Source organism: Arthrobacter sp. ZBG10 (assembly GCF_001238605.1).
In the GTDB taxonomy this organism is placed as follows: Bacteria; Actinomycetota; Actinomycetes; order Actinomycetales; family Micrococcaceae; genus Arthrobacter.
Map to the genome: position 1 here is coordinate 19,462 of NZ_LFQH01000030.1, position 26,284 is coordinate 45,745.

Annotated in this window: 25 protein-coding genes and 3 tRNA genes; 13 read left to right on the forward strand and 15 right to left on the reverse strand. The window is 67.4% G+C overall.

Features of this window, described 5'->3' with window-relative positions; translation table 11 throughout:
- Positions 1–19 precede the first annotated feature (19 nt).
- The 4 genes from ACU18_RS07645 to ACU18_RS07660 all read right to left on the reverse strand — a co-directional run bounded on the left by ACU18_RS07645 (position 20) and on the right by ACU18_RS07660 (position 2,443).
- Positions 20–1,864: a BCCT family transporter gene (locus ACU18_RS07645; protein ID WP_082178233.1), complete on the reverse strand. Its 1,845-nt coding sequence runs from the start codon at positions 1,862–1,864 to the stop codon at positions 20–22.
- A gap of 217 nt (positions 1,865–2,081) precedes the next feature.
- Positions 2,082–2,157 (reverse strand) — tRNA-Phe (locus ACU18_RS07650).
- Between the two features lie 48 nt (positions 2,158–2,205).
- A tRNA-Asp gene (locus tag ACU18_RS07655) sits at positions 2,206–2,279 on the reverse strand.
- 91 nt (positions 2,280–2,370) lie between these two features.
- A tRNA-Glu gene (locus ACU18_RS07660) sits at positions 2,371–2,443 on the reverse strand.
- A gap of 165 nt (positions 2,444–2,608) precedes the next feature.
- Between ACU18_RS07660 and ACU18_RS07665 the strand changes: the two genes are divergently transcribed.
- The 4 genes from ACU18_RS07665 to ACU18_RS07680 all read left to right on the forward strand — a co-directional run bounded on the left by ACU18_RS07665 (position 2,609) and on the right by ACU18_RS07680 (position 6,058).
- A complete protein-coding gene (locus ACU18_RS07665; RefSeq protein WP_050684942.1) occupies positions 2,609–3,652 on the forward strand; it encodes a PHP domain-containing protein in 1,044 nt (347 codons plus the stop codon).
- 62 nt (positions 3,653–3,714) lie between these two features.
- The gene (locus tag ACU18_RS07670; RefSeq protein WP_050684943.1) at positions 3,715–4,689 is read left to right on the forward strand and encodes a DMT family transporter; all 975 of its coding nucleotides are present in this window, start codon (positions 3,715–3,717) and stop codon (positions 4,687–4,689) included.
- Between the two features lie 9 nt (positions 4,690–4,698).
- Complete coding sequence (locus ACU18_RS07675; protein ID WP_050684944.1) at positions 4,699–5,127, forward strand: metallopeptidase family protein; 429 nt, start codon at positions 4,699–4,701, stop codon at positions 5,125–5,127.
- 10 nt (positions 5,128–5,137) lie between these two features.
- Positions 5,138–6,058 carry a cation diffusion facilitator family transporter gene (locus ACU18_RS07680; RefSeq protein WP_050684945.1) on the forward strand — a complete coding sequence of 307 codons (921 nt, stop codon included), beginning with the start codon at positions 5,138–5,140 and terminating at the stop codon, positions 6,056–6,058.
- Between the two features lie 17 nt (positions 6,059–6,075).
- Here the strand turns inward: ACU18_RS07680 and ACU18_RS07685 are convergent, their stop codons facing one another.
- From ACU18_RS07685 to ACU18_RS07700, 4 genes are all read right to left on the reverse strand, one after another.
- Positions 6,076–6,927 carry an ABC transporter permease gene (locus ACU18_RS07685; RefSeq protein ID WP_050684946.1) on the reverse strand — a complete coding sequence of 284 codons (852 nt, stop codon included), beginning with the start codon at positions 6,925–6,927 and terminating at the stop codon, positions 6,076–6,078.
- Positions 6,914–7,921, reverse strand: coding sequence for an ABC transporter ATP-binding protein (locus ACU18_RS07690; RefSeq protein ID WP_050684947.1), 1,008 nt, complete (start codon positions 7,919–7,921; stop codon positions 6,914–6,916). Before ACU18_RS07690 ends, ACU18_RS07685 begins: the two co-directional genes overlap by 14 nt.
- On the reverse strand, positions 7,918–8,994 hold the full coding sequence (locus ACU18_RS07695) for a LolA family protein (protein ID WP_331456830.1): 1,077 nt from the start codon (positions 8,992–8,994) through the stop codon (positions 7,918–7,920). Before ACU18_RS07695 ends, ACU18_RS07690 begins: the two co-directional genes overlap by 4 nt.
- 183 nt (positions 8,995–9,177) lie before the next feature.
- Positions 9,178–10,215, reverse strand: a complete 1,038-nt coding sequence (locus ACU18_RS07700) for a universal stress protein (protein WP_050684949.1) — start codon at positions 10,213–10,215, stop codon at positions 9,178–9,180.
- Between the two features lie 428 nt (positions 10,216–10,643).
- Between ACU18_RS07700 and ACU18_RS07705 the strand changes: the two genes are divergently transcribed.
- Positions 10,644–11,279 carry an NAD(P)-binding protein gene (locus tag ACU18_RS07705; RefSeq protein ID WP_082178236.1) on the forward strand — a complete coding sequence of 212 codons (636 nt, stop codon included), beginning with the start codon at positions 10,644–10,646 and terminating at the stop codon, positions 11,277–11,279.
- A 66-nt stretch (positions 11,280–11,345) separates the two neighbouring features.
- Here the strand turns inward: ACU18_RS07705 and ACU18_RS07710 are convergent, their stop codons facing one another.
- Positions 11,346–11,984 carry a copper resistance CopC family protein gene (locus tag ACU18_RS07710; protein WP_050684951.1) on the reverse strand — a complete coding sequence of 213 codons (639 nt, stop codon included), beginning with the start codon at positions 11,982–11,984 and terminating at the stop codon, positions 11,346–11,348.
- A 111-nt stretch (positions 11,985–12,095) separates the two neighbouring features.
- On the opposite strand from ACU18_RS07710, the gene ACU18_RS07715 reads away from it, so the two are divergent.
- The gene (locus tag ACU18_RS07715) at positions 12,096–13,535 is read left to right on the forward strand and encodes an NCS2 family permease (protein WP_050684952.1); all 1,440 of its coding nucleotides are present in this window, start codon (positions 12,096–12,098) and stop codon (positions 13,533–13,535) included.
- 19 nt (positions 13,536–13,554) lie between these two features.
- On the opposite strand, the gene ACU18_RS07720 is transcribed toward ACU18_RS07715, so the two are convergent.
- Complete coding sequence (locus tag ACU18_RS07720; RefSeq protein ID WP_050684953.1) at positions 13,555–14,859, reverse strand: cation:proton antiporter; 1,305 nt, start codon at positions 14,857–14,859, stop codon at positions 13,555–13,557.
- A gap of 174 nt (positions 14,860–15,033) precedes the next feature.
- On the opposite strand from ACU18_RS07720, the gene hutG reads away from it, so the two are divergent.
- On the forward strand, positions 15,034–16,083 hold the full coding sequence (hutG, locus tag ACU18_RS07725; protein WP_050684954.1) for a formimidoylglutamase: 1,050 nt from the start codon (positions 15,034–15,036) through the stop codon (positions 16,081–16,083).
- Positions 16,084–16,090: 7 nt separating this feature from the next.
- Here the strand turns inward: hutG and ACU18_RS07730 are convergent, their stop codons facing one another.
- Both ACU18_RS07730 and ACU18_RS07735 read right to left on the reverse strand, forming a co-directional pair.
- Positions 16,091–16,759 carry a response regulator gene (locus tag ACU18_RS07730; RefSeq protein ID WP_050684955.1) on the reverse strand — a complete coding sequence of 223 codons (669 nt, stop codon included), beginning with the start codon at positions 16,757–16,759 and terminating at the stop codon, positions 16,091–16,093.
- Positions 16,756–18,330 carry a sensor histidine kinase gene (locus tag ACU18_RS07735; RefSeq protein ID WP_050684956.1) on the reverse strand — a complete coding sequence of 525 codons (1,575 nt, stop codon included), beginning with the start codon at positions 18,328–18,330 and terminating at the stop codon, positions 16,756–16,758. Before ACU18_RS07735 ends, ACU18_RS07730 begins: the two co-directional genes overlap by 4 nt.
- Before the next feature lie 273 nt (positions 18,331–18,603).
- On the opposite strand from ACU18_RS07735, the gene ACU18_RS07740 reads away from it, so the two are divergent.
- The 5 genes from ACU18_RS07740 to ACU18_RS07760 all read left to right on the forward strand — a co-directional run bounded on the left by ACU18_RS07740 (position 18,604) and on the right by ACU18_RS07760 (position 22,667).
- Positions 18,604–19,614, forward strand: a complete 1,011-nt coding sequence (locus ACU18_RS07740) for a Bug family tripartite tricarboxylate transporter substrate binding protein (protein WP_050684957.1) — start codon at positions 18,604–18,606, stop codon at positions 19,612–19,614.
- Positions 19,611–20,114 carry a tripartite tricarboxylate transporter TctB family protein gene (locus ACU18_RS07745; RefSeq protein WP_050684958.1) on the forward strand — a complete coding sequence of 168 codons (504 nt, stop codon included), beginning with the start codon at positions 19,611–19,613 and terminating at the stop codon, positions 20,112–20,114. The genes ACU18_RS07740 and ACU18_RS07745 overlap by 4 nt, the downstream gene beginning before the upstream one ends.
- Positions 20,114–21,652, forward strand: a complete 1,539-nt coding sequence (locus ACU18_RS07750) for a tripartite tricarboxylate transporter permease (RefSeq protein ID WP_050684959.1) — start codon at positions 20,114–20,116, stop codon at positions 21,650–21,652. Before ACU18_RS07745 ends, ACU18_RS07750 begins: the two co-directional genes overlap by 1 nt.
- A 55-nt stretch (positions 21,653–21,707) precedes the next feature.
- Positions 21,708–22,100 (forward strand): universal stress protein, encoded by a 393-nt coding sequence (locus ACU18_RS07755; protein ID WP_050684960.1) that lies wholly within the window; start codon positions 21,708–21,710, stop codon positions 22,098–22,100.
- Positions 22,101–22,286: 186 nt separating this feature from the next.
- Positions 22,287–22,667, forward strand: coding sequence for a hypothetical protein (locus ACU18_RS07760; RefSeq protein ID WP_050684962.1), 381 nt, complete (start codon positions 22,287–22,289; stop codon positions 22,665–22,667).
- Between the two features lie 60 nt (positions 22,668–22,727).
- On the opposite strand, the gene ACU18_RS07765 is transcribed toward ACU18_RS07760, so the two are convergent.
- Positions 22,728–23,597: a fumarylacetoacetate hydrolase family protein gene (locus ACU18_RS07765; protein WP_197273541.1), complete on the reverse strand. Its 870-nt coding sequence runs from the start codon at positions 23,595–23,597 to the stop codon at positions 22,728–22,730.
- A 232-nt stretch (positions 23,598–23,829) separates the two neighbouring features.
- Here ACU18_RS07765 and ACU18_RS07770 point away from each other — a divergent pair, with 232 nt between their 5' ends.
- Complete coding sequence (locus ACU18_RS07770; protein WP_197273542.1) at positions 23,830–24,090, forward strand: hypothetical protein; 261 nt, start codon at positions 23,830–23,832, stop codon at positions 24,088–24,090.
- A 110-nt stretch (positions 24,091–24,200) separates the two neighbouring features.
- On the opposite strand, the gene ACU18_RS07775 is transcribed toward ACU18_RS07770, so the two are convergent.
- Both ACU18_RS07775 and hutH read right to left on the reverse strand, forming a co-directional pair.
- Positions 24,201–24,437 (reverse strand): hypothetical protein, encoded by a 237-nt coding sequence (locus tag ACU18_RS07775; RefSeq protein ID WP_050684964.1) that lies wholly within the window; start codon positions 24,435–24,437, stop codon positions 24,201–24,203.
- A 162-nt stretch (positions 24,438–24,599) separates the two neighbouring features.
- Positions 24,600–26,192, reverse strand: coding sequence for a histidine ammonia-lyase (gene hutH, locus ACU18_RS07780; protein WP_050684966.1), 1,593 nt, complete (start codon positions 26,190–26,192; stop codon positions 24,600–24,602).
- Positions 26,193–26,284: the final 92 nt, after the last annotated feature.

Below are 26,284 nucleotides of genomic sequence, written 5' to 3' on the forward strand. Positions count from 1 at the left end.
CCCGATGCAGGCGGCCGGGCTAGCGGGTTCCCTTCGCGCCAGAACCGGCCTTGTCGGCGTCGTGCGTGACATGTTCCGCGCCGGCCTCGTCACCGTGGGCCAGGTGTTCGGTGAATTGCGCCTGGACGGCCTCCGCCACCTGGTCCGATACCTGGTCCGCCAGGTGTTCCTGGTAGTGCTCCTGGACGGAATCGTTCACGGAGTCCTGCACCTTTTCCGTCACGTGGGCGGTCATCTGTTCGCGGGCCAGCTTCCGTTGGGCCCGCATCAGCGCCGCGTGTTCCTGGTGGAATGCCTTGGCCGTGGCCACGCACATCAACAGAATCACCACGCTGAAGGGCACCGCGGTGAGGATGGCGGCCGTTTGGATCGCCTGCAGCCCGTCGGCCAGCAGGAGCGCGATGGCTGCTGCCGCTGCGGCCAGCGCCCAGAAGATGCGGATCCAGTTCTTCGGCTCCACGTTCCCGCCGGTGGAAATCATGCCCATGACCAGCGCGCCGGAGTCTGCCGAGGTGACAAAGAAGATGGCGATCAGGACAATTGCCCCGATGGTGAGGACCATCCCGCCCGGAAGGCTGCCCAGCAGGGAGAACAGCGCCCCCTCGGTGTCCACTGTGCCGTCAGCGCTGACCAGCCCGCCGGCACCGAAGAGTTCGCGGTGGATGGCGGCGCCGCCCAGGACGGAGAACCACAGGAAGCCCATCATGGTGGGGACCAGCAGGACGCCGGCGACGAACTGGCGTACGGTGCGGCCCTTGGAGATGCGGGCGATGAAGATGCCCACAAACGGTGCCCACGAAATCCACCAGCCCCAGTAAAACGTGGTCCAGGCGGCCTGCCAGGCTTCGCCTTCGGCGCCGGAAAATGCCAGCGTGTTAAAGGTCAGCCCCACCACGTTCTGCAGGTAGTTGCCGATCGATTGGACGAACTCGCGGAGCAGGAACAGCGTGGGCCCGGTGAACAGCACCACGATCATCAGCGCCCCGGCGAGCAGCAGGTTCGTGTTGGAGAGCCATTTCATGCCCTTGCCCACGCCGGAGACCACCGAAAGGATGGTCAAGGTGATGATGCAGAGGATCAGGCCGATCTGGGTCATGGTGGTGGCCTGCGCTATGTTGGCGTGTTCCAGGCCCGCCGAAATCTGCAGGACGCCCAGGCCCAGGGAGGTGGCGACGCCGAAGAGGGTGCCCACCAGGGCGATCACGTCGATCAGGTTGCCCCAGCCGCCGGCAACGCGCTTGTGCCCCAGCAGCGGTTCAAGGGTCCAGCGGATGGAGATGGGCCGGTTTTTGCGGTGCACCGCGTAGGCGATGGAGACACCCACCACCACGTAGATGGCCCAGGCGTGCAGCCCCCAGTGCAGGTAGGTCTGGGTCAGCGCCTGCTGCGCCAGCGCCACCGGGGTTCCTTCAACACCGGGCCTCGGCGCGGCGAAGTGGTTCAGGGGTTCGGCCACGCCGAAGAAAACAAGCCCGATGCCCATGCCTGCGGCGAAGAGCAGGGAGAACCAGGACACGACCGAAAATTCGGGCTCATCGTCGTCCTTGCCGAGTTTGATGTCGCCGTAGCGACTCAGCCCGATCCACAGGGCAAACGCCACAAAAACGGCGATGGCTGCAACGTAGTACCAGCCGAACCATTTAATGACGTTGGTCTGGATGGCCCCGAAGGCCTCGGTGGCTGTGCCGGGGAAGAGCGTCGCGAACAGGACAAAAAGGAAAATGACGGCCGCGGCGGGCCAAAAGACCCAGGTGGCAATTTTCTGGCCACCACCTCCGGGCGGCTGGGAAGCCGCTTTCTCCGCTCCCGGCGGATTGCCCTTTTGTGGTTGGCTGGTGGTCCTTGCGCCTGGTGTGGCGGACATTCAGGTTGCTCCTTATGCGCTGTGCAATGCTCAGACTGCTCTTCGAGGTTCAACGTGCAGCCTGCAAGTTTACTGACCGTGGGCGCAGCGCGGCCGGGAAGGCAGGATCCGTTGGCACAACGATGCGGGATTGATACGTTCTTCGGCCATCCGGCGGCGCGGGGAACGGCTTGTTAAAGAAGAAAAGCATCAGTTCCGAAGAACTGATGCTTCCCAGTGGTGGCTCCGACCGGCGTCGATCCGGTGACCTTTCGATTTTCAGTCGAACGCTCTACCAACTGAGCTACAGAGCCTAGGTGACTAGTCACCTTGAGAGCCGGAATTACTTCCAACAATCAGAGCGACCCTGACGGGACTTGAACCCGCGACCTCCGCCGTGACAGGGCGGCGCGCTAACCAACTGCGCTACAGGGCCTTGCGTTTCTTGCTTTTACGGCATCGCTACCGTTTTTTTCAAGGCTTCAAGCTTACCAGACAATTTCTACCTGCTTGACCAGTTCCTTGCGTACCCCCAACGGGATTCGAACCCGTGCCGCCGCCGTGAAAGGGCGGTGTCCTAGGCCGCTAGACGATGGGGGCCAGAACCCGTTCGGAACAAAAGAAAAGGCTTCGAGCCGAGGCTTTTAGTCTTTATCGTTTGCGTTGTCTCCGAACTGGACTCTAAAACTATAGGGCCTAGTTTCGATTTAACCAAAATCGGCACAAACCCCGCCTCCTGGCGCCTGGTTGGGCCAAGATGGAGTGATGGATGCCGTTGCAGCACTGTCCGAAATTGCCTTCTGGCTGGAACGGAGCCGGGCCGCCACGTTCAAGGTCCAGGCCTTCCGGAAGGCAGCCGCCGCCATCGGGCCGCTGGAGCCGGCCGAACTTGCGGCACGGGCCAGGACAGGCCGGCTCAAATCCATGAAGGGCATCGGCGACCGGACCCACCAGGTCATCCAGGAAGCACTGGCGGGCGGGGTGCCGGAGTATCTTGCGGACCTGCGGGACAAAGGGGCCCAGCCGCTGGTATCCGGCGGCCACGAGCTGCGGCAGGCGCTCCGCGGCGACCTGCACAGCCACAGTGACTGGTCCGACGGCGGATCCCCCATCGACCTGATGGTGGCCGCCGCCGGAATCCTGGGCCGCGAATACCTGGCATTGACGGACCATTCGCCGAACCTGACCATCGCCAACGGGCTCTCCGCCGAACGCCTTACCGAGCAGCTGGAGGTGGTGGCCGCCATCAACACCGGCGGCCCGGACGGGTCCGCTGGCAAGAAGGTGCCCCCGCGGCTCCTCGCCGGCATCGAGGTGGACATCCTCGAGGACGGCAGCCTGGACCAGGCGCCGGAACTGCTGGACCGCCTGGACATCGTGGTGGCCAGCGTCCACTCGAAGCTCCGGGCCGACGGTAAAACCATGACCCGGCGCATGCTGGGCGGCATCCGGGACCCGCACACCAATGTGCTGGGCCACTGCACCGGCCGGCTGGTGGAAGGCTCCCGCGGAACCCGGCCGCCGTCGGACTTCGACGCCAAGGAAGTCTTTGCTGCCTGCGCCGAATACGGTGTCGCCGTGGAAATCAACTCCCGGCCGGAACGGCAGGACCCGCCGGACGCCCTGATCCAGCTCGCATTGGACGCCGGTTGCCTGTTTTCGATCGACAGCGATGCCCACGCCCCCGGCCAGCTCGATTTCCTCCAGTACGGGGCCGAACGGGCCGCCAGCAACGGCGTCCCGGCAGAACGCATCATCACCACCTGGCCGTTGGCGGAACTGCTGGCCTGGGCGGCGCCTGCGGCATAACCCGCCGTGACGCGGCCGGTTTCCGCGAGCCCAAGGCCCTCCGATCCGGCTAGATTGGCCGTATGCCAAGCACAGGTCCCGCCAGCTCACCCGCACCGCCCACCACCCCGGCCCCGCTCAAGGCGCTGGGCATCACCGCCATGGTGGTAACGGTGGTGCTGTGGGCGTCGGCGTTTGTGGGGATCCGGGCCATCGGCCCGCACTTTTCCCCCGGGCCCCTGACCCTGGGCAGGCTGGCGGTTGCCGCCGTCGTCCTGGGCCTGCTGGTGGTCCCGCAACTCATGAAGAGCAGGCTCCTCCCCCACGGCAGGGAATGGCTGCCCATCCTGGCGTACGGCGTGATGTGGTTCGGCGGCTACAACGTGGCGCTGAACGCGGCGGAACATGTCCTGGATGCCGGAACCAGTGCCCTCCTCATCAACGTCAACCCCATTTTGGTGGCCGTGATGGCCGGTATCTTCCTCAAGGAGGGCTTTCCGCGTTGGCTGCTGATCGGCAGCACTGTCGCGTTCGCCGGCGTGGCAGTGATTGCGCTCGGGTCCGGCCAAGGGTCCGGCGGCGGGAACCGGCCGACAGCGGACATGGCGGGCGTGGCGCTTTGCCTCCTTGCCGCCGTGCTCGCCGCCGTCAGCGTCATCATCCAGAAGCCGGTCCTGCGCAAGTTCCCGGCAGCCCAGGCCACCTGGTTCGGCATCCTGGTGGGAGCCCTGTGCTGCCTGCCGTTCAGCGGTCAGCTGCTCGCCGAACTGCAGGCAGCTCCGCCGGAGGCCACCTGGGGCCTTGCCTACCTCGGGGTTTTCCCAACGGCCATCGCGTTCACCACCTGGGCATACGCCCTGTCGCTCATCGACGCCGGCAAGCTTGCGGCCACCACGTACCTGGTACCCGGGACCACCGTGCTGATCTCGTGGTTCCTGCTCGCCGAAATTCCCACGGTGTGGGGCCTGGTGGGCGGGCTGATCTGCCTGGTGGGGGTGGCATTGACCCGGCGCCGGACCCGGAACAAGCACGTTACGGCTGCCGCCGTTCAGCGCTAAGGTCGGAGGATGCACGCCAGCCTCCCGCCCGGCCTTCCCATCATTCCCGACGGCCCGCACGAGCCCTATGGCTTCAGCATGGGCGCCGACGAATTCGAGGCCGCTGTCCAGGACGCCCTGGACAGCATCCCGGCCAAGCTGGCAGAGGCCATGGACAACGTGGCCGTTTTCATCGAGGACGACTACGTGCCGGGTCCCGGGCAAGACCCGGATACGGTCCTGCTGGGACTCTACGAGGGTGTGCCGCTGACCGAACGGGATTCCTGGTGGGATGCCGGTTCGTTGCCGGACCGGATCACCATCTACCGCGGGCCCATCCTGGAGATCTGCTCCTCCCGGGAAGACGTCATCCACGAAGTCGCCGTGACAGTGGTCCACGAGGTGGCCCACCACTTCGGCATCTCCGATGACAGGCTGCACGAGCTCGGCTGGGGATAGCCTTAGGAGCATGGGACACGACCACAGCCACACACATGGCCTGACCGCAACGGGCCGGCACCGGAAACGCCTGGTGGCGGTCCTGGTGATCACCCTGTCCGTGGTGTTGATCCAACTGGTGGGCGCGTTCCTGTCCGGCTCGCTGTCGCTGCTGGCGGACGCCGGGCACATGCTTTCCGACGCCGCCGGGGTAACCATTGCGTTGCTGGCCGCGTGGATCGCCGGCCGCCCGGCCAGTGACCAGCGGACCTACGGCTACCAGCGCGCAGAGGTGCTGGCAGCACTGGCCAACGCCCTGATCCTGATCGTCATTTCCGTCATCATCTTCACCGAGGCCATCCGCCGGATCGGCACCGCCCCGGAAGTGCAGACGGACATCATGCTGTTCGCCGCCATCCTCGGCGCTGCGGCAAACCTGGTCTCGCTGCTGATCCTCCGCGGCGCGCAGGAGCACAGCCTCAACGTGCGCGGCGCCTACCTCGAAGTCCTGGGTGACCTCCTGGGCTCCTTCGCCGTGATCGTCGCGGCAGTGGTCATCATGGTCACCGGGTTCCAGGCCGCGGACACCATCGCCTCGGTGGTCATCGCCCTGATGATCCTGCCCAGGGCCTGGAGCCTGCTGCGGGACGTGGTGGATGTGTTGCTGGAAGCCACCCCCAAGGGCGTGGAGGTCCAGATGATCCGCGAGCACATCCTGTCCGTGCACGGCGTCACGGATGTCCACGACATCCACATCTGGACCATTACGTCCGGTGTTCCGGTCTTTTCAGCCCATGTGGTGGTGGAGGACGGTGTGCTTAATGCGCACGGCGCCGACCAGATCCTGGACCAGCTCACCACCTGCCTGGGCTCCCACTTCGACACCGAACACTGCACCTTCCAGCTCGAACCGGCCAGCCACTCCGAACACGAGGCTAACCAGCACGCCTAGCTGTACGCCCGGACGGCTCAGCTCAGGATGTCCTTGGTGGCGAACCGGCCGTAGGCCAGGGCTCCGAACACCGCCACGTACCCTGCCTGCAGCACCGCGTTCGAGGCGAAGGAATCCCACAGCACCGGCTGCCGCAGGATGTCACCGAACCCCAGCCAGTAGTGGCTGAACAGCCACGGATGCAGCCACTCGAGCTGGGGCAGCTGGCCCAGGATCTGGGACACCACCGAAACCACCACGGTGGCGGCCATGGCGCCCACGGGGACCACGGTCAAGGTGGACAGGAACAACCCGATCGCTGACAGCCCGGCCAGCGATACGGCCAGGTAGGCGGCGATCAGGAGGATCCGCAGGGCAGCCTCCGGCGGCTGGATCACGTCACCGGACAACAGCGTGACGGGCCCCACCGGGAACAGCGCAGCCCCGATGGCGCCGCCGGCCAGGGCCACGGCCAGCGGGGCCGCAACGCAGAAAGCCAGCGCCCCCGCGTATTTGACCAGGAGCAGCCGGATCCGGCCCGCTGGCGCCACCAGGAGGTAGCGCAGCGTCCCGTGGCTTGCCTCACCCGCGATCGTGTCGCCGGCCACCACCCCCACCGTGAGCGGCAGGAACAGCGGAACGGAAACCAGCATGGCCGTGAAAGCCACAAAAAGGCCGTTCTGCGAGATCCGGTCAAGGAACGCCGGTCCCCGCCCCGCGGGAACGGTGGAGGAAAGCCTGACGGCCACGGCAATGAGCACCGGAATGGCTGCCAGTGCCAGAAGCAGGGCCCACGTGCGCCGCCGGCCAAAGAGCACCTTGAGCTCGGAGCCCAGGAGGGACCACGCGGAGCCGCGCGGGGGCTTGGCAGTGGCGTCAACCGGCAACATCGAACCCCTCACCGGTGAGGGCCACAAAGCGGTCTTCCAGGCTTTCGCGTTCCACGCCGAACCCCCGGACCCTGACGCCCGCCGCAACCAGGTGCGCCACGATGTCTTCCGGCAGCAGGGCGGGGACTGCGGGGCCAGCTGACGCCGGCAATGCGGCCAGCACCTGAACGCCATCGCCGCCCGGTTCAAGGGTGTCCGCCGCGGGGAGCAGCCCCAGGCGGACCAGCTCCTGCCGGCCCAGCGCGGCGTCGGGAGTCTCCAGGCGGATCCGGACAGTGCCTTCACGGCGCAGGTCGGCGAGTGGCCCCTGGGCCACCAGCCTGCCGCTGCTCATCACCGCCGCGTGGGTGCACATCTGCTCCACCTCGGCCAGGAGGTGGCTGGAGACGAAAACGGTGGTGCCGTCGTGGGACAGGGCCCGGATCAGGTTCCGCACCTCACGGGTACCCTGCGGGTCCAGCCCATTGGTGGGCTCGTCCAGGACCAGCAGGTCGCGGGCGGACAGCAACGCGCCGGCGATACCCAGCCGCTGTTTCATCCCCAGGGAATAAGCGTGGACCTTTTTCCCGGCGGCGTGGGCCAGCCCCACCCGTTCCAGGGCCTGGCCCACCCTCAGCTTCCGGGTGGCCGGGACGGTGTGGGGCCCGGCCGCGTCCATCCGGTGCAGGTTGGCGGCGCCGGACAGGAACGGGTAGAACCCCGGGCCTTCCACCAGCGCTCCCACCCGTGGCAACACTTTGTGCAGCTCCCCGGGCATGCTGGCGCCCAACAGCTTCACGGTCCCCGCCGATGCGGCGGCCAGGCCCAGGAGCATGCGGATGGTGGTGGTTTTACCGGAGCCGTTGGGCCCCAGGAACCCGAAGACGGTCCCGGCGGGAACGGAAAGGTCCACGCCGTCCACGGCCGACTGCCGGCCGAAGTGCTTGGTCAGGCCGGAAGTCTCGATGGCCAGGCCGGAAGCGCCGGCCAGGGATCCCCCAACGCCCGCGCTCACTGCGCGGCGGCCGCTGCAGCCTGGAGCCGCTCCCCCGGGACCAGGCCGGCCAGGAGCCGGCCGTCGGCCAAGACCAGGACAGTGAAGAGGGGGGTGGACAGCAGCTTTCCGCCGGGCACGTCCACGGCGGCCTGGGACAGCAGCGGGTCCGCCAGCAGCGCGTTGGCGCCGGCACCGGTACCGCCGGCTACGGCCGGCACGGCCAGCACACTGGTCCACCCGCTGCCTGTCACAGCCGGCCGCGGACCGGAAGGCGGCGTCTCCGAATCACCGACGTCGTGGGACAAACCGGGGGCAGGCGGCACAATTTCGCGGACGCTGCTGCCGGCCGGCGGCACAAACGTGAACAGCGAATCGTCCGGCGCGCCCAAGGCCAGGGCGGTGAACCCGGACCGGAAGGCCGGTGTTGCGGCTCCGCGGGCCGTGACCTGCACGGACAGGGGCAACCCTGTTTCGCCGTCCACGGCAATGGCGATCCTGCCCACCAGGGTGTCGGCGGTCCTGGGTTCGAGGAGGAGGTTGTAGGCCGCCCTGCCGGCCACCTCAACGTCGGCCCCGACGGAAATTTCGGTGTCCGGATCCGCTGCGGCCAGGAACCGGCCGGCGATGTCCGCCGGGGTGGCGGTTGACGGGTCGCCGGCGCCGCGGTCCGGAGCCTGCAGAACCAGGTGGGCGGCGGAATTGTCCTTGGAGGCGTAGAACCAGACATCCGTTCCGCGGCGCACCATATTGCGTTCGGCGAAGCTGCCGTCCGCCACCTGGACCCGGAGCTTGGCCGGGCCGTCGGCATACACCCGGGCTGTGTGGTCCGCGGCGAGCAGCCCGGCAATGGACGCCACACTTCCGGCGGGACCGTCCCCGGCCGCCGCAGGACCCGACGAAGGCCCTGCCGCGGGGAGGTCCGGCAGGCCAAACTCCGTCGCCTGTTCCAGGGTGCCGGTGAATGACACGGCCGTGCGGGTGTCCATCAGTTCGATGACCTGCGCGGGTGTCCTGGCCGGCAACGGGTCGGCGGCACCGGCGGGCAGCGTCCCCACCAGCACTCCGGCGGCAATCACGACCGGAACCGCCACCGCGGGCAGCCATCGGGTCCACACGCGGGAAACTCCCGGCGGTTTCCGCCGCGGGTGCAACTGACCGGATCCCGGAAGGGGGCTCATAACTTCAAGGGTACGCCTGTCCCTGACGGCGCGCAGGAGTCCGCGCACCTGGGAACGGGAGCTCCGGGCGCACAGGCGCGGTGGGTGCCGCCCTGGTCAGGCGGCGCCGAGGATCGGCCCGAAGCGGGCGCGGTCAGCCAACCGGGGATCCTCGCGGTCCGGCACCACCATCACGGGGCCCTTGGCGTGGTGCAGGACGCCGTCGGAGGTTGATCCCAGCAGCATCCCCGTGAAACCGCCGCGGCCGCGGGTGCCCACGACGACCAGTTCGACATGCCGGCCCTCGGCCACGAGGACCTCCACCGGTGACCCGTCGCGCAGTTGGGACTCGGCGGACAGGCCGGGATAGTGGCTCCGCAGCCAGGCCATCCCCGCGTCCAGGGTCACCTGGATGTCCGCGAACAGCGCCTTCCGGTCCAGCGGAGCGGGAACCCAGGCGAGGGAGCCGCTGTACTGCGGAACGGCGCAAACGACACGAAGGGAAGCACCGAGGCGAAGGGCCTGGTCCGCCGCCTCGAGGACGGCGATCCGTGCCTGCTCCGAGCCGTCCACGCCCACCACCACCACGTTTTCCACGGGCTGGTGTCCGGATTTTGCCTGTTCTGCCTTGACGCGCCGGTCCTCGGTGGTTTCCCCCAGCCGGTCGGAGCACACCAGGGGCACCGTGACGGTGGGGCACTTGGCGTGGGCGGGCAGGGCGCTGCTCACGGAGCCGAGCAGGCGGCCCACAAAGCCGCCGCGCCCGCGGGTGCCGAACACCAGAAGTTCAGCCGACTCGGAGAGGTCCAGGAGCACCCCGGACGCGTCGCCGTTCTCCACGGAGGAACTGACCTCAATGTCGTAGCCGGCGATTTTGTCCAGGGCCTGGCGCACGATGGCCTCGGCGCCTTCCCGGATCACGGAATCGTCAACGGTGGCGTAGCCTCCGTCCAGGCCGGATGCCGCGAAAATAGGGACGGAATACGCGGTCACAATATGAAGCGGCCGACGGCGGCGCACGGCTTCGCGGGCAGCCCACACCAGCGCGCACTGGCCATGCTCTGAGCCGTCCACGCCCACAACGATCCCCTGCGGAGCGGGTGTTTCGCCGCCGTCCTCACGCTCCGGGTCCGGATGCCACTCTTGTGCGCCCATGGGGCCGCCTCCTCGCGTTACCGCTGTGATGTTCCGGCCATTCTGCCAGACAGCGGGGCGTTCCCCCGCCACCGTGCACTGCGGCCGGAGCCGCCGGCGAAATTCCGCCTGCAGTTCCCACTATTCTCTGTCCGGTATTGCATGGCAAGCCTGTTCAGGAGCGGTTTGGCCGGGTTATCCACAGGCGTGGGGCACCCCCTTGGAAAGCGCGTTCAGCCGCTGGAGAATGTTTACGCCACGGTCTATCCAGCGGCCCGTTTGTTCTGTAGTCTTCAGGACATTGTTGGTCCGGGACTATGCCGTACGTAATCCATCAGGCTGCCCGGCCCCGCACGGCGGCCGGACTGAGGGGGAAACGGGGCGCACGTCGGCCAGGAGGCCGGCACCGGCGTTGAAATCCTTCGAAGGAGTGATCTGTAGTGTCTAGCCTGCCCCTGACTGCCAGGACCGAACAGACCACCACCGTTATCATCGGCACCGGACTTTCCGGCCTGGCCGTAGCTGCGGAGCTGCGCCGCCGGGGCGTGGACTCCATCGTGGTGGACGGGCTGGATATCCTCGGCGCCGCTTCGCCGCCCAATACCTCGTCCCTGCAGCGCTGTGACGCCGCTGATTCCGCCAGCCTGCAGGAACGCAACGAAATCCTCCGGCACCTGCGCAACTATGCCGCAAGCCATCACGTGGATGTCCGCAACACCACCCGGGCCGTGCAGCTGACCATGGTGGACGGCGTGGCTCTGGATGGGATTGCGGCCACCCCTACCCATTGGGAAGTGCATACCCCTACGGGCATCCTGCTTGCCGACCACATCGTCCTCACCCGTTGCGCCCACAGCCAGCTGCGGCGCATGCTCAACGACTTCGGCATCGCAGTGGGCAGGAACCTTGCCGCTGCGATGCGGGCCATCGGGATCTACCTGGTGGGAGTGGGCGAGCTGATTACGCCCTCACCCAAGGAAGTCCTGCGGCAGGCCAAAACCGTGGGGCTGGCCATCTCCGCCAAGGTCAACCCCGATGCCGGAACGCTCCCGGCTACCGGAAGCCTCGCCGTCCTGCCCTGCTAGGAACGTGCGGAAAGCCGGGCCCGGCGAAGCGCACCCGGCGGGCAGCCGGGAAGCACCGCAAGCGCGTCAGCTCTCCGTGTCCTCCCGGTCGTTGCCGGAAAGCCGGCGGCGGGCCAGGACGGCCAGCGCCACCAGCAGGCCCACAGCCACCACGGCGAAAATCACGATGCTCCACTGGAACGGCTCCCCCGAACCGGCCGGCTCGGCGGGTTCTGCGGTGGTACCGGGCTGGGCGCTGCCCATCCCGGGAACGGTGGAGGCCGCCGTCGGGCTTGCCGACGCTGCACCCGACGGGGTGCCTGACGCAGCACCACCGGGCGAAGCGGCAGTTGCCGTGAAGCTGAAGGTCCCCTCAATGGGATGCGAATCGGAGCTGACCACGCGCCAGGCCACGACGTATTCCCCGGCGGGGCCGCCTGCCCGCAGCTTCTGGGACACCACGTTGTCCACAATCTCCACGGCCCCGTCCGCCCACTCCGTCCCGGCCGCATCCTTGACCGAAATGGAGGGCCCGATGCCCAACGGGTTGTTGTTGAAGGTCACCGACACCTCAGCAGGCGGTGTGGCAACCGCCGCGCCCTGGGCCGGGCTGGTCGACTCGGCAGCGTCGTGGGCGGCTGCGGGCCCGGCCAGGCCCAGGACGGCGGCGGCGGAGACGAGGACACCGAGCACAAGGCTCAGGAACTGGCGGCGGATGGAACGCATGAGGGGACTGCTCCTTGTGTTGGCTTCCTTACAGACTAGGGGAATTTGAAGGCCGATCCCCCGGCACCACCATAAGATGCTGGTATCCCCACAGACTCCCCCGGAGGACTAATGCTCAAGCAAGGCTCTGCCCTGGACCGGTACTTCAAAGTCACCGAGCGCGGCTCCAACCTTTCCCGCGAAATCCGCGGCGGGTTCGCCACGTTCTTCGCCATGAGCTACATCGTGGTGCTGAACCCCCTGATCCTGTCCGGCCCGGACTCCAGCGGCAATACCCTGGGCTTCACCGCCGTCGCGGCCGTAACGGCCTTTGTGGCAGGCATCCTGACCATCCTGATGGGCGCCTGGGCCCGGCACCCCTTCGCGCTGGCCACCGGGCTGGGCGTCAACGCGTTTGTGGCGGTCACCGTGGCCACCAACCCGGGCCTGACGTGGCCGGACATGATGGGCCTGGTTGTCCTCTCCGGCGTCACCATGCTGATCCTGGTCCTCACCGGCTTCCGGACCGCTGTGTTCAAAGCCGTGCCGGACGGACTGAAAACGGCGATTGTGGTGGGCATCGGACTGTTCATCGCGCTGATCGGCCTGGTCAACGCCGGGTTTGTCCGGCGCATCCCGGACGTGGCAGGCACCACCGTGCCGGTGGGCCTGGGCTTTGACGGCAAGCTGCTGGGCTGGCCCACCGCCGTGTTTGTCTTCGGCTTGATCCTCACCATCGCCCTGGTGGTCCGCAAGGTCAAGGGCGCCATCCTGATCGGCATCATCACCTCCACCGTGATCTCCGTGATCCTGGAAATGACCCTGCACATCGGCCCCAGCTTCGACGGCGAAAAGTCCAACCCGCAGGGCTGGTCCCTGGTGGCGCCGGAGTTCTCCGGCTGGGCCGCACCGGACCTGTCGCTGATCGGCAAGGCCAACCCGTTCGGCGCCTTCGAGCACCTGGGCTTTGTGGCCGCCACGCTGCTGGCCTTCGTGATCCTGCTCAGCATCTTCTTCGACGCCATGGGCACCATGGTGGGCCTGGCCAACGAGGCCGGCACCATCGATGAGCACGGCAACATCCCCGACGTGGACCGTGTCCTCCAGGTGGACGCCCTCGGCGCCATCGTGGGCGGCGGCGCGTCCGTCTCCTCGAACCAGATCTACGTGGAGGCCGGCGCCGGCATCGGCGAAGGTGCCCGCACCGGCGTCGCGTCAATCGTCACCGGCCTGCTGTTCCTGGTGGCCATGTTCTTCACCCCGCTGATCAACCTGGTGCCCTTCGAGGCCGTGGCGCCGGCGCTGGTGGTGGTGGGCTTCATGATGGTGTCCCAGGTGGGCAAGATCGACTGGCAGGACTGGGGCATCGCCATCCCGGCGTTCCTGACCTTCACGCTGATGCCGTTCACGTATTCCATTGCCAACGGCCTCGGCGCCGGCTTCATCGCCTTTGTGCTGATCCGCACCGTCCAGGGCCGGATCAAGGAGATCCACCCGCTGATGTGGGCCGTGGCTGCCGCGTTCCTGCTGTTCTTCGCCGTGGGTCCCATCGAGGCCGCCCTGGGCATGTAACTTCCCCTTCCCGGTGGGGTTACACGGGGGTGTTGGGCGCCAGCCCTTCATCCCCGGTCACCGCCCGCGCCTTCCGTTCCCGCAGCCGGTCCAACCGGTTCATCAGGGGCGAGGTGGTGGCGCCGTGGATCACGATCGAGAGCGCCACCACCAGCCCCACGAAGGCCCACAGTTCCCGTGCCTGGCCGCCGAACTGGCCTTCGGCAAGGGCGTAGGCCAGGTAGTACAGCGAGCCGATGCCGCGGATCCCGAAGAAGGACAGCGCGATCCGTTCCCGCGGCCCGGTTTTGCCGCCCAGCAGTCCCAGCCAGCCCGCCACGGGACGCACCACCAGCAGGAACGCCAGGGCCACCAGCACCTCGGCAAGCCCGACGCCGGCAAGCAGGCCGCGGGCAATCGCACCCCCCAGCAGCACCAGGATCACCACGGTCAGCAGCCGTTCCAGCTGCTCCACGTAGGAGTGCAGCACCCGGTGGTAGCCGTGGGTGTGCTCAGCGGCGCGGATGGTGACGGCACACACAAACACCGCGATGAAGCCGTAGCCCTCCGCCAGTTCGGTCAGGCCGTAGGCCAGGAACGTGGCCGCCAGGGCCACAAACCCTTCCGAATGGTTGGACAGCCGCAGGCTTTCCGCCTTGGCCGAAAAGAAAAGCCGCGCCAGCAGTTTTCCGGTCAGGAAACCCGCCAGCAGGCCAACGGCCAGCCGCCACACCACGTCCACGCCGAACCATTCCGGAAACCACTCGGACGGCTGTGCGCCCACCACGCTGATGATGATCGCCAGGTACACAAACGGGAACGCCAGCCCGTCGTTGAGTCCGGCTTCGGAGGTGAGCCCGAAGCGGACCTCGTCCTCCTGGTCCGCCTCGTCGTCGTGGTCCGCAGGCTCGCCCACCTGGACCTCCGAGGCCAGGACCGGGTCCGTGGGCGCCAGGCTGGCCGCCACCAACAGGGCAGCGCCAAGGCCCAAACCGAGGAACCACAACCCCAGCAGGGTCAGCCCCACGATGCACAGCGGCATGGCGATGCCCAGCAGCCGCCAGGTGGTGGCCCACCGCTTCCGCCCCACGGGTCGGTCCAGCGCCAGCCCGGCGCCCATCAGCGACACAATCACGCAGATCTCGGCAAGGTGCAGGACAAATTCGTTGTGGGCGATCGGGTCCGGGCTGGGCAGCGTGGGGATCAGCGCGAAAGCGGCCATCCCGGCGCCGAGGAACACCATGGGCATCGAAAAAGGCATGTTGCGCAGGGCTTTGGGCAGCACGGCTGCCACAAAGACGGCCAGTCCGGCCGCCGCGAAAAGGATGTTGGGACCTTCAAACATGGGGTGCTGCTCCGGCCTGGGTCATGGCGCCCGTTGGCGCAGGCGAAGGGTACGAGTCCCCGGGGGAAGGGATTGCTCCACCATAGCCCCGGGCGGCCCGGAAGTTCTTGGATTCCAGACAGTCCGGCGGCGGTGTTGCTGGCATTGGCGGCCGGCATGCGGTGAGCTTGGACCATGGATCTGCTGCCTGCCGCCGTTGACGTCCCGCCCCTGCCCTGGACGGGCAGGTTCGACGGCGACACCGCTGAACACCGCCGCTGGTGGCAGGCGGTGGAAACCGGCGGGGAAGCGGATGAGGATCCCGACGACGGCGCGGAGGCCGGTCCTGGGACCGCACCCGTGGTGCCGCACGGCGGTGCCGCTGCCGGATCCGCGCCGGCCCGTCCCGCAGGCCGGAACGGTACCCCCAGTCCGGCGGTGCTGCTGGGCTTTGCCAGCGACGAGGGAGTCCGCCGGAACAAGGGCCGCACCGGCGCGGCGACGGCGCCGGCGGCCATCCGGCGCGCGCTGGGCCCGTTGGCGTTCCACCTGGACCGCGAGGTGGCCGACGCCGGTGACGTGGTGGTCTCCGGCGGAAACCTGGAAGCCGGCCAGGCCCGGGCCGGACAGGCGGTGGCGGCCCTGATCGATGCCGGGAACCTGACCGTGCTGCTGGGCGGCGGCCACGAAACGGCCTACGCCAGCTACCTGGGTGTCAGCGCGTCAGCGGCCGTCACGGCAGGCCAGCGGCTGGGCGTGCTGAACCTCGATGCGCACTTCGACCTGCGGGACGAACCACTCCCCAGCTCCGGCACCCCGTTCCTCCAGATGGCCCGCGCCGAAGCGGCCGCGGGCCGCGAACTCCGTTACGCCGTCGTCGGGATTTCCGAAACAAACAACACCCGCGCGCTCTTTGATACTGCCCGGAAGCTGGATGTGGCGTACCTGCTGGACGAGGAATGCGACGCGGACCGGGTGCGGGGCTTTGTGGCCGGGTTCCTGGCCGGCATCGACGTGCTGTACCTGACCATCGACCTGGACGTCCTGCCGGCGGCCGTGGCTCCCGGCGTCAGCGCACCCGCGGCGTTCGGCGTGCCGTTTCCCATCATCAGCGCCATCTGCCGGCAGGTGGCCTGGAGCGGGAAGCTGCTCCATGTGGACGTGGCGGAACTGAACCCGGCCTACGACCTTGACGGCCGGACCGCGAAGGTGGCGGCCCGGCTGGTGGACACCCTGCTGCGCTGAGCGGTGGCTACCGGCCCTTTAGGACGTAACGGCGTTCCGGCCGGCCCACGCCGTACTTGAGCCGGACGTCGAGGGTGCCTTCGTCGTGCAGGTATTCGAGGTAGCGGCGGGCACTGACGCGGGACGTGCCCAGCTGCTCGGCCAGCTCTGCTGCGGAGAGGTCTGACGAGGTTGCGTGCAGGGCGGTTTCCACCAGTTTCAGGGTCTCCACGCTGCAGCCCTTCGGTAGCGGCCGTTCGGTGCGGTCCAGGCCGAACACCCGGTTCACATCCGACTGGTCGGCGCCGTCCTTGGCCTGTTCGAGCCCCTGGTAAGCGTTGCGGTAGTGCTCCAGCCGCTCCTGCAGGTCCGTCTGCGAGAAGGGCTTGATCAGGTAGTGCACAATTCCGCCGCGGAGGGCCTTGCGGACGGTTTCCACTTCGCGGGCGGCGCTGATCACCAGCACATCCAGTTCCGGGGCGACCGCCCGCAGCCGGTGCATCAGGTCCAGCCCGTTGATGTCCGGCAGGTGGATGTCCAGCAGCACCAGGTCCGGTTGCAGCCGCTCGGTATCCGCTACCGCCTGCGCCCCGGTGTGGGCGGCACCCACCACCGTGAACCCTGCGGTGCGCTGGATAAAACCTGCGTGCACCTTGGCCACCATAAAGTCGTCGTCGACGATCAGGACCTTGATCATTTTCCTGCACCTCTTTGGAATCGTGCCGTGAAGACTGCACCGTTGTCGTTGGCCACCGTCAGGTCGCCGCCGGACCGGCGGCACACCACCCTGGAAAGCGCCAGGCCGAAACCGCGCCCGCCTTCCTGCCGGGGGTCCTTGGTGGTGAACCCCTGCTGGAAGATTTTCGCTGCAGTGCCCGGCGGCACACCCGGACCATTGTCCCGGACCGTGACGGTCACCTGGCCGGCCCGCTCCGCCACCAGCACCAGGACTTCGGCGGCCGGCACCCCTGCCAGCGCGTCGAAGGCGTTGTCCACCAGGTTCCCGGCAACGGTGGCAAGGTCCCGTGACAGCCCATCATCCACGGCCTCCAGCCGGGAATCAGGGGACAGTTTAAGCGCCACACCCCGTTCCGTCGCGAGGCTTGATTTGGCGATCAGCAGGGCGGCGAGCGCCGGATCGTGGATCCTGCCGGTCACTTCATCGTTGAGCCGGGTCCGGTCCACGGTGGCGCCGTTGACGAACTGCACCACCGAGTCGTACTCGCCGATCTGGATCAGGCCCGAGATCACATGCAGCTGGTTGGCGAACTCGTGTGCCTGGGCCCGGAGCGTATCGGTGGCGGTCCGGGTGGCCCCAAGCTCCCGCTCCAGCGACGAAAGCTCCGTCCTGTCACGCAGGGTGGTGACGGAGCCGATGGCCCGGCCCCGGGACCGGATGGGAACCCGGTTCAGCACCACCAGCCGCTCCCCCACCAGGACCAGCTGGTCCGTTTCGGTCTGGTCCCGGGTGAGGACCACTTTTAGGGCTGGGTCCACGTGGAGGGAACCGAGTTTCCTTCCCACGCAGTCGGCCGGCAGGCCCAGCAACTCCCGGGCGCTGTCGTTGGCTACGGTGATGCGCTCATTCGGGTCCAGCGCCACCACGCCTTCCTTGAGGCCGTGCAGCATTGCTTCCCGGTTTTCCACAAGGCCCGTGATCTCGCTGGGTTCCATGCCCAGGGTCTGCCGCTTGACGCGGCGGGACAGCAGCAGCGAACCGGCAACACCCAGGACGCTGGCCACGCCCAGGTAGGTCAGCAGGTTGGGTACGGCGTCGCCCAGGCGTTCCAGCACGGTGGGATAGTTCCTGCTGATGGAGGCGATCCCGATCATCTTGCCCGAGTCGTTGAGCACGGGGACGTGCGCTGACAGGACGGCGGGGCCGGTCCCGGCCACCACCCCGGTCCAGGCCCGGCCTTCCATGACCCGGCTTTCCCCCAGCTCCAGCTGCCCGCCCAACAGCCCGGGGTCCGAGGTGGCCACCACCGTGAGGTCGATTTTCGCGAGCGCCACCTGGGCTGATCCGGAGACCGTGCGAACTGACTCGGCCACTGCCGTCAGTGCCGCACCGCCCCTTGGTTCCGCCTCGGGCAGGAGTTCCCGCACGGCCGGGCTGTTGCCCAGCGCCTCGGCCGCAGACAGAGCCCGGCGGCCCTCGATCCGTTCAAAGGTGGCGGCTGACTGGGCCAGGGAGATGGCCACCACGGCGACGAGCACGGCAAGGACAATCAGCAGCTGAAGCACCAGATACTGCCCCGCCAGGGACATTCCTCTTCGACGAGTCACTCTGGTTGGTCCTTATGGTGGGGTGCGGCAGCCGGCCGGTGCCGGGGTACCGGAACTATACCGCAGGCCCGCGGACCGGCGGGGCCAGGCCCCCGGCGGGACCCGACGCGTGGCCGGGACCATGAGGGGCCGGAAACGTGAACGCAATGAACTTAACTTTCTCTGCGTACATAAGAGTGACCCCGGTCACGGACGCCCCTAGCATCGAAACACCAGTCAGTCCTGCTGAACATATTTCTTGAGAAGAGGAACACCATGCGCCAAATCCGCGCATTGCGTATTGCCGCCGTCGCCGCCGGCATCGCCCTGATGGCTACCGGCTGCGGTGCCACAGGTAAGAGCTCCACCGGTTCGGAAAGCTCCGGCGCCGCTGCCGGCCCCATCACCGGACTGCAGATCATGGTCCCCAACACCCCCGGTGGCGGCTATGACACCACCGCCCGTGCCGCCGCGAAGGTTCTCGATGACGAGAAGATCTCCACCAACACCGAGGTCTTCAACCTCGCCGGCGCCGGCGGCACCGTGGGCCTGGCCCGCGTGGTCAACGAAAAGGGCAACGGCGACCTCACCATGCTCATGGGCCTTGGCGTGGTGGGCGCCAGCTACACCAACAAGTCCGAATCGAAGCTGACGGGCACCACCCCGCTGGCCCGCCTGATCGAAGAGCCTGGCGCCATCATGGTGAGCAAGGATTCGCCGTACAAAACCATCGATGACCTGGTGACGGCATGGAAGGCCGATCCGGGCTCCATCGCCGTGGGCGGCGGCTCCTCACCGGGCGGACCGGACCACCTGCTGCCCATGCAGCTGGCCGGCGCGGTGGGCATCGACGCCACCAAGGTCAACTTCGTCTCCTACGACGGCGGCGGCGACCTGCTCCCCGCGATCCTGGGCAACAAGCTCGGCTTCGCCGCTTCGGGTGCCGGCGAATACCTGCAGCAGATCCAGTCCGGTGAAATCCGGGTTCTCGCCACCAGCGGTGCCGAGCGGCTCGAAGGCGTGGATGCACCCACGCTGAAGGAATCCAAGATCGACCTGGTCTTCACCAACTGGCGCGGCATCGTGGCCCCTCCGGGCATCAACGACGCCGACAAGGCCGCACTGATCGCCGCACTCGAAAAGATGCACGCGAGCGCCAGCTGGAAGGAAGCCCTCAAGACCCACAGCTGGACCGACGCGTTCATCACGGGCGACGAGTTTGCGTCCTTCCTCACCGAACAGGACAAGCGGGTGGCTGACGTCCTGACGAAGCTCGGGTTGGCGTGAGTTCCTTGGCTACCAGCCTCAAAGGCCGCTCCGAGCTGGGGGTAGCCCTCCTGCTCGGGGCGGCCGGCGTTGTGGTTTTCCTCGACGCCAACGGATTGGTCACCCCGTATTCGAAGTCGGATCCGGTGGGTCCCAAGACCGTCCCGTTCATCGTGGCGGCCCTGCTGATCGTCTGCGCCGTGATGCTGGCCATCAACGTCCTCCGTGGCGGCAAGGGTGAAGCCGAAGGCGGCGAGGACGTTGACCTCAGCCACCCCGCCGACTGGAAGACCGTCCTGCCGCTGGCAGGGGCGTTTGTCCTGAACATCCTGCTCATCGACTGGGCCGGCTGGGTCATCTCCGGAACTGTCCTGTTCTGGGGCAGCGTCCTGGCCCTGGGCAGCCGCCACTACATCCGTGACGGGATCATCTCGGTGGCACTGTCGCTGCTGACCTTCTACGGCTTCTACCTCGGCCTCGGCATCGCCCTGCCCGCCGGACTCCTGGAAGGAATCCTCTGATGGACGTCTGGTCCTCACTGATGGACGGTTTTGCCACCGCCCTCACCCCGCTGAACTTCATGTACGCCGTGATCGGCGTCATCCTGGGTACCGCCGTCGGCGTCCTCCCGGGCCTGGGCCCGGCCATGACGGTGGCACTGCTGCTTCCCGTCACGTACGCCCTGGAACCCACCAGCGCCTTCATCATGTTCGCCGGCATCTATTACGGCGGCATGTACGGCGGGTCCACCACCTCCATCCTGCTGAACACACCCGGCGAATCGTCGTCGGTGGTGACAGCCATCGAAGGCAACAAGATGGCCAAGGCCGGACGGGCGGCGCAGGCGCTGGCGACGGCGGCCATCGGCTCGTTCGTCGCCGGCACCATCGGCACCGCCCTCCTGGCCGTCTGCGCACCGATTGTGGTCAAGTTCGCCGTCAGCCTGGGCGCGCCGAGCTACTTCGCGATCATGATCCTCGCCTTGCTTGCGGTCACCGCCGTCCTGGGTTCGTCCCGGCTCCGCGGCTTCGCCTCGCTGGGCCTGGGCCTGGCCATCGGCCTGGTGGGCATCGACTCCGTCACCGGCCAGCGCCGCCTGACCTTCGGCCAGCCCCTGCTGGCCGACGGACTGGACATCGTGGTGGTGGCCGTGGCCATCTTCGCGGTGGGCGAGGCACTCTGGGTCGCTGCGCACCTGCGCCGCACTCCCCTGCACGCCATTCCCGTGGGACAGCCCTGGATGGGCAAATCGGACTGGAAGCGGTCCTGGAAACCGTGGCTGCGCGGCACGGCGTTCGGGTTCCCGTTCGGTGCACTGCCGGCCGGCGGCGCCGAAATTCCCACCTTCCTGTCCTACGTGACGGAGAAGCGCCTCTCGAAGCACCCGGAGGAGTTCGGGAAGGGTGCCATCGAGGGCGTGGCAGGCCCGGAGGCCGCAAACAACGCGGCCGCCGCCGGAACCCTGACCCCCATGCTGGCCCTTGGCCTGCCCACCAACGCCACGGCAGCGGTGATGCTCGCGGCGTTCACCAGCTACGGCATCCAGCCCGGACCCCAGCTGTTCTCCAGCCAGGGACCCCTGGTGTGGGCACTGATCGCCAGCCTGTTCATTGGCAACTTCCTGCTCCTGATCATCAACCTGCCGCTGGCACCCCTGTGGGCCAAGCTGCTGCAGCTCCCCCGCCCCTACCTGTACGCGGGCATCCTCTTCTTCGCCACACTGGGCGCCTATTCGGTGAACCTGCAGGCCTTCGACCTGATGATCCTGCTGGTCCTGGGCGCCCTGGGCTTTATGATGCGGCGCTTCGGGCTTCCGGTCCTGCCCCTGATCCTTGGCGTCATCCTGGGCCCGCGCATCGAAGGCCAGCTGCGGAAGACCCTGCAGCTGAGCGCAGGCGACCCGGCAGGGCTGTGGAGCGAGCCGATCGCCGTCGTGGTGTACATCATTGTGGCGATCATCCTGGCCTGGCCGTTCGCGCTGAAACTGATCAAGCGCAACCGCCCCGGGAAGAAGCCACTGCTGCCCGCCAATTCCGGAGCAGCCGACTACAGCGACTGAAAAGCCGCAGGCTTCCCAGCCATCCATCAACCGTGTGCAGACCCAAGGAGCAAACATGACGATCGTTGTGGGATACGTCCCCACCCCGGAAGGTGAAGCGGCCCTGACCCAGGCCATCGCCGAAGCCCGGAAAACCGACACCACCCTGCTGGTCATCAACTCGTCAAAAGGTGACGCGCTGGTGGACAACCGGTACGCGCAGGATTCCGAAATCCAGAGCATCGAAGACCGGCTGGCGACCCAGGGCATCAAACACGTGATCAAGCAGCCGGTCCGTGGCCACGATGCTGCAGCTGAAGTCCTGGACGCCGCCGAGGAGCACAACGCGGAGCTGATTGTGATCGGCCTGCGCCGCCGCACCCCGGTGGGCAAGCTGATCATGGGCAGCGTCTCGCAGCGGATCCTGCTCGAGGCCGACTGCCCGGTGCTGGCCGTCAAAGCCGGCTAAAGAAACCCAGGACGCAACGAGCCCCGACCTGCCCTCCCTCGCGGACCGGCGGTCGGGGCTCTTTGTTATGACAGCGCCTGACGCGATTTCATCCAGACCCTTGATTAACCTGGGTGGGAGCGGCTGACAAAACTGTCACACCGTAGGCCGTTCGCACAGTGATCCGCCAAGGGAAGGACTTATGGAATGCGTAAATCCAAGCTGGGAATCGCCGCTGCCGCCGTCGCAGGGGCCGTGGGCATAACGTTGTTTGCGACGCCGTCGATGGCTTTCGCCAGCGGCGGGGCATCGGTGGGTGGATCGTCAGCCTACTGGAATTCGGCCACAAATACGGTCTCAAGCACCGATACCCGGAAGGACGGCATTTCGTCCGTGGCGCAGCTTCAATACACCCTTAACGGGCGCACCTACACGGCGACCCTGACCAACAGCAATGGAACCGGAACCACCTCTGCTGCCCAGAACAGCGGCATCGGCGGAACTGTCTACCTGCGTGCCTGCCTCAACAACCGCAGCGCAAATACGGGAATCTACGGATGCTCCGGCTGGGTGGCCCTGGCAGCCTGATATTTTCGGCAGGAGCCCCGTCGGAGGTGCACCAGCACGGCGCACCCCCGGCGCGTTTTGTTATGTTCCGGCGCGGAACAGTTCCTGGCGTTGGCGTCCCAGGCCTTCCACTTCGACTTCAACCACGTCGCCCGGCTGGAGGTAGGGAAAGCGGCCGCTGAGCGCCACGCCTTCCGGGGTTCCGGTGAGGATGACGTCCCCGGGTTCCAGCCGCATGTACTGGCTGCAGTGGTGCACCAGCGTTGCGGCGTCAAAGATCAGTTCCGCCGTTGACGAGTCCTGGCGGGGTTCCCCGTTCACCCAGCTGCGCAGCTGCAGGGTGCCGCCGTCCGTATCAGCCGCCGGGACCAGCCAGGGGCCCAGGGGGGTGCTGCCGGGAAGCGATTTGCCCTTGGTCCACTGGCCGGCCTCGCCGGGCAGTTGGTACTCACGCTCCGACAGGTCGTTGGCGGTGACGTAGCCGGCGATGCAGGCGGCAGCTTCCGCCGTGCCGGCCAGGTAGCTGGCCTCCCTGCCGATCACAATGCCCAGTTCCACCTCCCAATCGAATTTTCCGGAGCGGGGCGGGACTGGCGTTGGATCGAACGGGCCTGCGACAGTGTTGCTGGGCTTGAGGAAGACCACCGGGATCTCCGGCGGAGCGGACCCGGACTCTGCGGCATGGGCGGCATAGTTCATTCCGATTCCCACCACTGATCCGGGCCGGGCCACGGGGGCGCCGACGCGCAGCGTTTCCGCGCCGTCGAGGACGGGCAGGGTACCGGCCGCCACGGCTGCCCGGACCTGCTCCATCCCGCCGCCGGCCAGGAAGGCACCGTCCACGTCTGCAGTCAGCGGCAACAGGCTGAAGTACTGTGGCGGGGCGTCCCCATCGGTCACCATCACGGCGGGCTGTTCGCTGCCGATCTTGCCCAGGCGCATGATTTTCATCGGGATTCTCCTTCGGTCCGGTGGCTCAGCGGGATGCTTCCATGGTTGCTTATGGCACCATCCGGCCGCCAACGAAGCAGATTGTGACCAGCCCCTCATCACCGGCTGACCTGCGGCGGCAAGGCTTTCCGGCGGGAAATTTACCTGTCTGGTAGGCAGTCATCTGACATATTTACTGTCCGGACGGTAGAATGGGAGCTGCCCTGAGGCACGAAACACAGAAAGTTCACTCATGACTGCAGCCACCCTCGAACGACTTCCCGCCACCACCGGCCCCGCCGGAACGGGGCCGGTCACGTCCATCGACCTGGAATTCTCCCGCGCCCTCGACGTCCACGCCGGACTGGAAGAGGCCGTCGCCGGGCTGATCGAAGGGCCAGCGCAGGAGGCCGGCTGCGGCATCCTGGTGACCCGCCTGCACCCGGGCCGCTACACCGTGGCACTGGACGAGTCGGTGCCCTTCGGCGAAACCTACGAGGCCATCGCCGCGTAAGCTGCCAGCTGCCGCTTGACTGCCGTGGCTTCCGCGCCACAAAAAATCCCCGCCCTGCCGATGCAGTGCGGGGATTTCCGGTTCCCGGAAGAACAGGCTGGGGATGGTTGTCAGGTCCGCCGGACCTGGACACCGTCCGATTTCAGGAAGAGTGGCTTCTCAGCCGGGCCCGCCGCGACGAGCCAGAGGACGTTTCCGCTTTGGGAAACCTCTTCCACATCCCCGGCAGCCACCAGTTGAGCGTGTTTGATGATTTCTACGTGATCCCCAACCCGGAGGTTCTTCCAGTTGGAAATTTCGGCGGAATGGGCGCCGCGCCTTGATAGGACTGCCCCGCGTGCTTTCATGTGAACTTCTACCCCTTTGTATACGTTCTGCGCCACAGCTTCGTTGATGTGACTTTCACTACACCTTCAGTTCTACTACACTCGGCGCCGCCACCGCGCCACGACGGGCGGATATTCCGCCTGTCGGACGCTTCGGCCGGGAACACGAAAGATTCTTCGGCGCTACGCCAGCGCGCCGACGGCGGATTCGGCAGCCCGCAGCACTTCGCTGCCGGCCACCAGCCGGTCCGCTGCTTCCAGTTCCGGTGAGAGGAAACGGTCCGATCCCGGCCCCTCCACAACGGCACGCAGCACGGCCAGCACCGCTGTCCCGGCGGGCCCCGGGGTCAGGACACCGCCGGAGAGCTGGGTGCGGATGTCCAGGGCCCGGGCGGAGGTCACCAGTTCGATGGCGAGGACCCGCCGCAGGTTCTCCACCGCTTTGCGGAGCTTGCGGGCCGCGTGCCAGCCCATGGACACGTGGTCTTCCTGCATCGCAGAGCTGGGGATGGAATCCACGGACGCCGGGACGGCCAGCCGCTTGTTCTCGGACACCAGCCCGGCCTGCGTGTACTGGGCAATCATCAGGCCGGAGTCCACGCCGGGATCGGCGGCCAGAAACGCGGGAAGCCCGTGGGACCGGGCCGGATCCAGCATCCTGTCCGTGCGCCGCTCAGCCATGGAGCCCAGGTCCGCGACGGCGATGGCCAGGTAATCCAGGACGTACGCCACCGGAGCGCCGTGGAAGTTTCCGTTGGAGCTGACCTCGCCGTCCGGCAGGACCACGGGGTTGTCGATCGCGGCGGCCAGCTCACGGGACGCCACCAGTTCGGCGTGCGTCACAGTGTCCCGGACGGCCCCTGCCACCTGCGGCGCGCAACGCAGCGAGTAGGCGTCCTGGACCCGGGTATCCCCCACGCGGTGGGAGGCGACGATCGGCGAACCGGACAGGAGCCGCAGCATGTTTCCCGCACTGTCGGCCTGCCCCGGATGCGGACGCAACGCGCCGTGGAGTTCGGGACGGAACACCTGGTCGGTTCCCAGCAGCGCCTCGACGCTGAGCGCGGCGGTGATGTCCGCCGTCGTCAGCAGGTGCCGGATGTCCGCGATGGCCATCAGCAGCATGCCCAGCATTCCCTCGGTGCCGTTGACCAGCGCCAGCCCCTCCTTTTCGGCGAGGACCACCGGCTCGATGCCGTGGGCTGCCAACAGCGCCGCAACCGGTTCCTCGCCGCGCCCGCCGTAACGGACGCCGTCGGGCCCTTCCGCTTCGCCTTCACCCATCAGCACCAGGGCGCAGTGCGACAGCGGGGCGAGGTCGCCCGAGCAGCCCAGCGAGCCGAATTCGCGGACCACCGGCGTGATGCCGGCGTTCAGGACCGCCACCATTGCCTGCAGCACCAGGGGCCTGACGCCGGTGCGGCCTGAGGCAAGCGTCTTGGCGCGGAGGAACATGATGCCCCGGACCACTTCGCGTTCGACGGCGGGGCCCATCCCGGCGGCGTGCGAGCGGATGAGGCTTTTCTGCAGCTGCGTGCGCAGTTCGTTCGGGATGTGCCGATTGGCCAGGGCCCCGAAACCGGTGGAAATGCCGTACGCGGGGACGTCGCTGGCTGCCAGGCTGTCGATGTGCGCGCGGACCCGGGCAACCTCGTCCAGGGCGTCCTGGGCGATGGTCACTTGGGCGCCGTGGCGCGCGACGGCGACAACCTCCTCGGGCGTGACGCCGCTGGAGCCGAGGGTGACGGTGCGGGGTGAGTGGGTGGTGACGGTCATGGTTCCTACTTCGGTGGTTCCTCCCAACTGACTCGCAGTTGTTGTCGTTTTGGGGGCTCAAAACGACAACAAGTGCGAGCCAGTTGGGGTGG

Excerpts from the sequence above, each read along its gene's own strand:
- ACU18_RS07645 (WP_082178233.1), bottom strand. The coding sequence starts at position 1,864 with ATGTCCGCCACACCAGGCGCAAGGACCACCAGCCAACCACAAAAGGGC.
- ACU18_RS07665 (WP_050684942.1), top strand. The coding sequence starts at position 2,609 with ATGGATGCCGTTGCAGCACTGTCCGAAATTGCCTTCTGGCTGGAACGG.
- ACU18_RS07670 (WP_050684943.1), top strand. The coding sequence starts at position 3,715 with ATGCCAAGCACAGGTCCCGCCAGCTCACCCGCACCGCCCACCACCCCG.
- ACU18_RS07675 (WP_050684944.1), top strand. The coding sequence starts at position 4,699 with ATGCACGCCAGCCTCCCGCCCGGCCTTCCCATCATTCCCGACGGCCCG.
- ACU18_RS07680 (WP_050684945.1), top strand. The coding sequence starts at position 5,138 with ATGGGACACGACCACAGCCACACACATGGCCTGACCGCAACGGGCCGG.
- ACU18_RS07685 (WP_050684946.1), bottom strand. The coding sequence starts at position 6,927 with ATGTTGCCGGTTGACGCCACTGCCAAGCCCCCGCGCGGCTCCGCGTGG.
- ACU18_RS07700 (WP_050684949.1), bottom strand. The coding sequence starts at position 10,215 with ATGGGCGCACAAGAGTGGCATCCGGACCCGGAGCGTGAGGACGGCGGC.
- ACU18_RS07710 (WP_050684951.1), bottom strand. The coding sequence starts at position 11,984 with ATGCGTTCCATCCGCCGCCAGTTCCTGAGCCTTGTGCTCGGTGTCCTC.
- ACU18_RS07715 (WP_050684952.1), top strand. The coding sequence starts at position 12,096 with ATGCTCAAGCAAGGCTCTGCCCTGGACCGGTACTTCAAAGTCACCGAG.
- ACU18_RS07720 (WP_050684953.1), bottom strand. The coding sequence starts at position 14,859 with ATGTTTGAAGGTCCCAACATCCTTTTCGCGGCGGCCGGACTGGCCGTC.
- hutG (WP_050684954.1), top strand. The coding sequence starts at position 15,034 with ATGGATCTGCTGCCTGCCGCCGTTGACGTCCCGCCCCTGCCCTGGACG.
- ACU18_RS07730 (WP_050684955.1), bottom strand. The coding sequence starts at position 16,759 with ATGATCAAGGTCCTGATCGTCGACGACGACTTTATGGTGGCCAAGGTG.
- ACU18_RS07735 (WP_050684956.1), bottom strand. The coding sequence starts at position 18,330 with ATGTCCCTGGCGGGGCAGTATCTGGTGCTTCAGCTGCTGATTGTCCTT.
- ACU18_RS07740 (WP_050684957.1), top strand. The coding sequence starts at position 18,604 with ATGCGCCAAATCCGCGCATTGCGTATTGCCGCCGTCGCCGCCGGCATC.
- ACU18_RS07750 (WP_050684959.1), top strand. The coding sequence starts at position 20,114 with ATGGACGTCTGGTCCTCACTGATGGACGGTTTTGCCACCGCCCTCACC.
- ACU18_RS07755 (WP_050684960.1), top strand. The coding sequence starts at position 21,708 with ATGACGATCGTTGTGGGATACGTCCCCACCCCGGAAGGTGAAGCGGCC.
- ACU18_RS07760 (WP_050684962.1), top strand. The coding sequence starts at position 22,287 with ATGCGTAAATCCAAGCTGGGAATCGCCGCTGCCGCCGTCGCAGGGGCC.
- ACU18_RS07765 (WP_197273541.1), bottom strand. The coding sequence starts at position 23,597 with ATGAAAATCATGCGCCTGGGCAAGATCGGCAGCGAACAGCCCGCCGTG.
- ACU18_RS07770 (WP_197273542.1), top strand. The coding sequence starts at position 23,830 with ATGACTGCAGCCACCCTCGAACGACTTCCCGCCACCACCGGCCCCGCC.
- ACU18_RS07775 (WP_050684964.1), bottom strand. The coding sequence starts at position 24,437 with ATGAAAGCACGCGGGGCAGTCCTATCAAGGCGCGGCGCCCATTCCGCC.
- hutH (WP_050684966.1), bottom strand. The coding sequence starts at position 26,192 with ATGACCGTCACCACCCACTCACCCCGCACCGTCACCCTCGGCTCCAGC.